A 6,120-nucleotide genomic window follows, 5' to 3' on the forward strand; every position below is an offset into this window, starting at 1 on the left:
CGTGATTTTATAGCATAAGATTACGGTCAATATATTGTGGGAGCAAGAGTTTGTAATCATTTTCATCTTTAGCATAAGGCAGATGTTCAAATATGTATGTCAAATATCTATAAGGTTCAAGTTTATTTGCCTTTGCGGTTTCTATCAGGCTGTATAAGGCAGCACTGGCCTGCCGCGCCACGAGGGTGCCCGGAGAACAGCCAATTCTTACGTCCCAGCACAAAAGGTCTGATATGGAGTAGCTACGATTAAATCGGACAGAGGAGTGTAAAAAGGTGTATAATTTCTCCTAATAATTAAGAGAGAATTTGATTAGGAGAATCTACAGATGAATGACAAGCTGATAAGAAACAAATTGGGAGTGTTGAACTTAGCAATAGAGTTGGGGAATGTATCGAAAGTCTGTAAATCAGTTAGTTCTTGCCTGGTATTTGCAGCATGGAGAAACTCTCTTTATATGCTTTTCAGTTTTGGATACTTGCCGGAGTGCACTTTGTATCATCCAGTTTTTGCCGGATAACGATATATCCCGATATGATAATCATAGTACCGCCGATAAGTGAAAATACATTAACTTCCTCCGAAAGAAAAATTATACCGAAAAGCACTGCACCAACCGGCTCAATATAACCTAAAATTGCCGCTTTACACGCCTGCACTTTTTCCAGCCCCTTGTAGTACAGATGATTGGCTATCGTTGAGTGGAAAATCCCTACTACCACCAATATCCAAATATAGCGCCTGGGCGGCAGTGAAACAAATGGCAACAGAAACAGCGAAACAAACGTGTTTTGCAAAAAAATAATAATGTACCGGTTATACATGCCCATATAGAGTTTTAAGACTATAACCAACACTGCATACATCACACCGGAAACCAATCCGGAGATTATACCTATAAGATTCTTATCTGATACCCCCTCAGTAATAACATCAATAACTGATACATCTTTTAAAATTAACCAAAGCCCAAATGTGGCTATAGCAATTGATATAAAAATAGAAACATGAAGTCTATCTTTAAGAAAAAACGGTGAAAGAGCCGCCACAATTACAGGCGCTATGTAGTGCGTAAACACTGCATTTGATATGGTTGTAAGTGAATATGCAAGAAAAAACATGTACGTATTAGCAAGTACTATCAAGCTCACTAATCCCAACAGGGAAATCCTCTTCAGAGACGGAAACTCCTGACGCTTTCTCTTACTTAGAAACATCGGCAGTTGAAGCAAGACCGATATTACAGAAGGATAAAACACTATCGTTGCAACTGATAAATTAGAAATCTTTATAAAAACACCAAGTGAACTCCATATTACCATCGCAAGGATTATGTAGAAATAATAGATCATTATACTTATTAAACTAACGTAAAACTTTAGATATTTTAATCATCAATTACACTGATTGTTTTAAATTTTCTTTGCAGTGCCGCTTTTACCGGCGGCGGCACAAGACCATCCACACATCCGCCCAAAGAGGCTATCTCTTTGACGGCAGTTGAGGTCAGGAAAGAATACTCCTCAGAGGGCATCTTAAAAATAGTATCAACATTTTGATTTAGCCGCCGGTTGATTAATGCCATCTGTAGTTCATATTCGAAATCTGAGACGGCTCTCAGCCCTCTTATGATAACACTGCTCTTTTTAAGCTCTGCATATTCAACCACAAGTCCCTCAAAACTATCCACGATTATTTTGTCCAGATGCCTTGTGCAACTGAGTATGAGTTCTTTTCTCTCCAACACGGAAAATAGCGGGATTTTCTTTGGATTTGTCGCTATCGCTATGATTAGACCGTCAAAAAGCCTTATGCTTCTTGTTACAATGTCAAGATGCCCGTTTGTAAAGGGATCAAACGTGCCGGGGTATATAGCCAGCCTGTCCATACTCAGAGATTATACACAATTAGAAGTATTTTAATCCTGAAAAAATTCATACACAGTTAATAAAGTATCACCATATTTGTATTTTTTCTTTTTAGTAAGAAAGCCGATTGACTCAGGCAGGGATTTTTTTTCCGGATGTTCAAATAAAACATATGAACCAACAGTTAACACCTTAGAGACAGACAACAGCGGCAGTATGTTTTCAATTTCAGAGGAATAATATGGCGGGTCAACATAAACACAGTTAAAAGTCTCGCCCATGTTTTCAAGTTTTTTTAAAACACTGCGGGCATCTCCTATATAAGCGGCAGATGTACCGCCGATTTTAAACAATGGCAGACTGGTAATGGTCTCAATTGTCTTTACACTTTTATCCACAAACACAACCCTCTGAGCCCCCCTGCTTAAAGCCTCTAACCCTACCCCACCGCTTCCGGCATACAGATCAAGGAAGCTACAGCCCTGAATTACATCTCTGAGAATGTTGAAAACAGATTCACGCACTTTTGAAGAGGTCGGCCTCAGTGTTTTGTTTACTGCCGCAGTAATACACCTACCCTTATGCGTGCCACCAATTATTTTAACTTTTCCCATATTTTAAATTATTCTTTCTGATTATGTTATAATAACATCTTCCGAGGGATTTAAAATGGAATTACTTGAAAAGATAAAGACAAGACAAGCAAGAGTTGGAATAATCGGTCTTGGATATGTGGGTTTACCGCTTGTTATAGAGTTTTGCCGTGCTGGTTTTAAAGTAACCGGATTTGATGTTGACCCAAAGAAGGTTGAAATTCTCAAAGCCGGTAGGAGCTATATAAAACACATTCCGCAACAGACGATAACTGAGATAATGCCTGCATTTTCACCCTATGCGGATTTTTCACTGCTTGCTCAAATGGACTGTATTTTAATCTGCGTGCCTACTCCTCTGAATAAATACCGGGAACCGGACCTGAGCTACGTTTTCAAAACATCTGAGGAAATTGCTAAAAAACTTAAGAAGGGTCAGCTCATAGTATTGGAATCAACAACCTACCCAGGCACTACAGATGAGGACATGAGGGCTATACTTGAAAAATCAGGATTAAAAGCCGGTGAGGATTTCTATCTGGCATACTCGCCGGAGCGTGAGGATCCCAATAACGAAACCCACTCTACCGCAACAATTCCAAAGGTGGTTGGAGGCTTTACAAGCCGCTGTCTGGAAGTTACAAGGGCACTGTATGACACAATAGTGGTTGCCACAGTACCGGTTTCATCTACTAAAGTGGCTGAAGCCTCCAAGCTTCTTGAAAACATCTACAGGGCCGTAAACATAGCCATGGTTAATGAACTTAAGATGCTCTTTGACCGTATGGGGATAGACATATGGGAAGTAATCGAATCGGCTAAGACAAAACCGTTTGGTTTTCAGCCTTTTTATCCAGGCCCTGGGCTTGGAGGGCATTGTATTCCAATTGATCCCTTTTATTTAACATGGAAAGCTAGAGAGTATGATGTGACTACAAAGTTCATAGAGCTGGCAGGTGAGATAAACACTAATATGCCATACTATGTTTTACAAAAGACCATTAAGGCACTCGGAGAGTATGGTAAAACCATAAAAAACTCACAGATTCTCATCCTTGGTATGGCATACAAAAAAAACGTGGATGATCTCAGGGAATCTCCCTCTTTAAAGCTGATGGAGTTATTTGAAACAAACGGAGCACATGTTAGTTATAATGACCCTTACATACCAAAAGTGGGAAAGACCAGAAAGTACAATATTGAAAAGGAATCAGTGCCGTTAACGGCTGAAACCCTGGATAGCTTTGACTGTGTTGTAATAGCAACAGACCATACTCTGTACGATGCAAAATTTATAGTGCAGCACTGCAAACTTATTGTTGATACCAGAAATTTAATTAAAAAAGATACAGACACCAGAGGAAATGTAATCCGCGCATAACGCCCTTTATGTTTTTGATAAAAGCATATTCTCCGTATCAGATAGATTTAAGTTTTGAAAAATGCTACCGAATCCTGTAGTTGACCAGCCTGGTTTGAGAGATCCTCTGCTGTTGCCGAGAGTTCCTCAGACATGCCGGCATTTTGCTGTATTACCTGGTCTAATTGTGCAATAGCCTTGTTTATCTGTTCCGCCCCTATGTCAAGTTCCCTGTTTGAAGCAGTTATTTCCTGAACAAGTTCAGCTGTTTTCTGAATACCCGGTACGAGTTCTTTTAGCATTGTTCCGGTTTTTTCTGCAATTTGAATGCTTGAGGCGGATATTGTGTTGATTTGCCCGGCAGCCGATTGGCTTCTCTCCGCCAGTTTTCTTACCTCTGAGGCTACTACCGCAAAACCCTTTCCATATTCGCCCGCTCGAGCTGCCTCGATTGCTGCATTTAAGGCCAGGAGGTTAGTCTGCCTGGCAATATCCTCGATAACCATGACCCGCTCTGCTATTGACTTCATTGACTCTACTGATTGCATTACCGCATTGCCGGCCTCTATTGCATCTTTGGCTATTGTAATGGCAATCTTTTCAGTCTGAACAGAGTTTTCTGCATTCTTTTTTATACTTGCCGCCATCTGCTCCACACTCGATGAGGTCTCCTCAACGGAGGCCGCTTGCTCTATGGCACCCTCTGATGTTTGGGATGCAGTGTCATTTAGGTGTTTGCTTCCGGTACCAACCCTGTCCGAGATTTCCTTTACTTCCATAACTATCTTCTTCAGATTTTCCACCATCTCGAGAACCGCCTTGTAGAGTCCTGTGCTTTGCGCGCTTCCGTCTATAGTTAAATCACCGCCGGCAACTCTTTTAGCTATCTCAACTACCACGCCGGGCTCACCCCCTATTTGTTGCAACACTCCCTTCATTATCATATATGCAAATAAAAGAGAAACTAAAAATGCTACTGTTATTATTACAAGCAGGATAGTCAATTGAGTCTTAGCCGTGCCTTTCAAACCCTCTGCTTTATTATTTAAGTCTTGTGACAGTTTATCCTCTACCTCTTTCATTATATTGATCTTTTCAGTTATGGTTTTAAACCAATATAGCGGGTCGATTCCGAAATTGCCCTCATATGCCTTGTCTGTTGCAACTTTCCTCATACGCTCGACCTCGGTTACTGTAGAGCCTGTAACCTTGCTCTTATAAAACTCCACTTGTTCCTTTGTTGCAAATGTATTAAAGACATCAATAAATACGTTTTGAGCTGAGACTAAGGAAACAAACTTAAAATATATTCCATCTGTAAATTTCCCGGCTGAAAAGGTGTTACTCATAACAGCCCGTTCTTGACCAGCCCTTTCCTTTGCCTGTAGGAAATTAACGTAAGCCGACACCGTTTGAGACAATTCGGCGTTTTCTGTTAACTTAGGCATTCCCCCTATGAGGTCCAACATTTTCGCTATTGTTCCTGTATAGTAGCCTAATGCCTCCGGTAAAGGTATGTTTAGCGAATCTATTGAAGCTCTTTTGCTTTTCAGGGCGTTTAGATTGTCCTTTACTCCGTTTAAATTACCTTTAAAGGTCTCTCCGTAATAATCTGTATCAAAGTTATTTAAGTATTCTGTTAATTTGCTTAATTTTTTATCTGTCTCAGCTCGCTGAGAGTTTAATTCCGAACCGAATTTTGCCCCCTTACTCCCTAAAAAGCCGGCGGAGTTACCGCGCTCTTTCTGAAGTTCATGTACGACCTCACTGGTCTTCACTGCAAGTGTCGAGAGCTTTGAAAGTGCATCCATACGGTTTAAGATGCTTGTTTTTTCGATAAATATGCTTAATGAAAAATATGTCAAACATAAAAATGGAACTATCAGCATCAATAATAGTTTATTTCTGAATTTAACATTTTCTAAAAATACCGTCGTTGCCATCTTAATACCTCCTTTGCTGCCGCCTTTAGCTGTTATTCTAACTTTAAATGAATTTATAAAGCAAGTGATTTGCGGCTCAGTGTAATAGAAAAGTGAAAATGTCCGGTTTTTAGCAAAACAAAAATTACACAATCACTCCAGTTATGTTATTTTAAGTTATCGTAGTCGATTTATATTAAGAGATAAAGAGGCGTTGAATTTCGGAAACTATCACAGAAAGTAAGTGAGGAGGTAAAAAAGATGCCTATAACAATTGATGTAAGAGAGAGTGCGCTTTTTCAGGAAGGATTGACTGAAGGAATGCTTGTGGGAAAACAGGAAGGATTAACAGAAGGGCTGCTTGAGGGAAAGCGTAA

Annotated in this window: 5 protein-coding genes and 1 pseudogene; 1 reads left to right on the forward strand and 5 read right to left on the reverse strand. The window is 40.0% G+C overall.

Translation table 11 applies throughout. The features are described 5' to 3' along the window. Positions 1 to 7: 7 nt before the first annotated feature. From H7844_15660 to rsmD, 4 genes and pseudogenes are all read right to left on the reverse strand, one after another. Positions 8 to 233 (reverse strand): annotated as a pseudogene (locus tag H7844_15660) (transposase domain-containing protein). 231 nt (positions 234 to 464) lie between these two features. Then, positions 465 to 1,352, reverse strand: a complete 888-nt coding sequence (locus H7844_15665; GenBank protein MEO5358717.1) for an EamA family transporter — start codon at positions 1,350 to 1,352, stop codon at positions 465 to 467. Positions 1,353 to 1,387: 35 nt separating this feature from the next. Further along, positions 1,388 to 1,888 (reverse strand): pantetheine-phosphate adenylyltransferase, encoded by a 501-nt coding sequence (gene coaD / locus H7844_15670; GenBank protein ID MEO5358718.1) that lies wholly within the window; start codon positions 1,886 to 1,888, stop codon positions 1,388 to 1,390. A 30-nt stretch (positions 1,889 to 1,918) separates the two neighbouring features. Continuing rightward, entirely contained in the window at positions 1,919 to 2,482 is a 564-nt protein-coding gene (gene rsmD / locus H7844_15675) for a 16S rRNA (guanine(966)-N(2))-methyltransferase RsmD (protein MEO5358719.1), read from the reverse strand. 55 nt (positions 2,483 to 2,537) lie between these two features. Here rsmD and H7844_15680 point away from each other — a divergent pair, with 55 nt between their 5' ends. Further along, entirely contained in the window at positions 2,538 to 3,842 is a 1,305-nt protein-coding gene (locus H7844_15680) for a nucleotide sugar dehydrogenase (GenBank protein MEO5358720.1), read from the forward strand. Between the two features lie 47 nt (positions 3,843 to 3,889). On the opposite strand, the gene H7844_15685 is transcribed toward H7844_15680, so the two are convergent. Then, positions 3,890 to 5,764 carry a methyl-accepting chemotaxis protein gene (locus H7844_15685; protein ID MEO5358721.1) on the reverse strand — a complete coding sequence of 625 codons (1,875 nt, stop codon included), beginning with the start codon at positions 5,762 to 5,764 and terminating at the stop codon, positions 3,890 to 3,892. Between the last annotated feature and the right edge of the window lie 356 nt (positions 5,765 to 6,120).

This window comes from Nitrospirae bacterium YQR-1 (assembly GCA_039908095.1).
Classification (GTDB): domain Bacteria; phylum Nitrospirota; class Thermodesulfovibrionia; order Thermodesulfovibrionales; family Magnetobacteriaceae; genus Magnetomonas.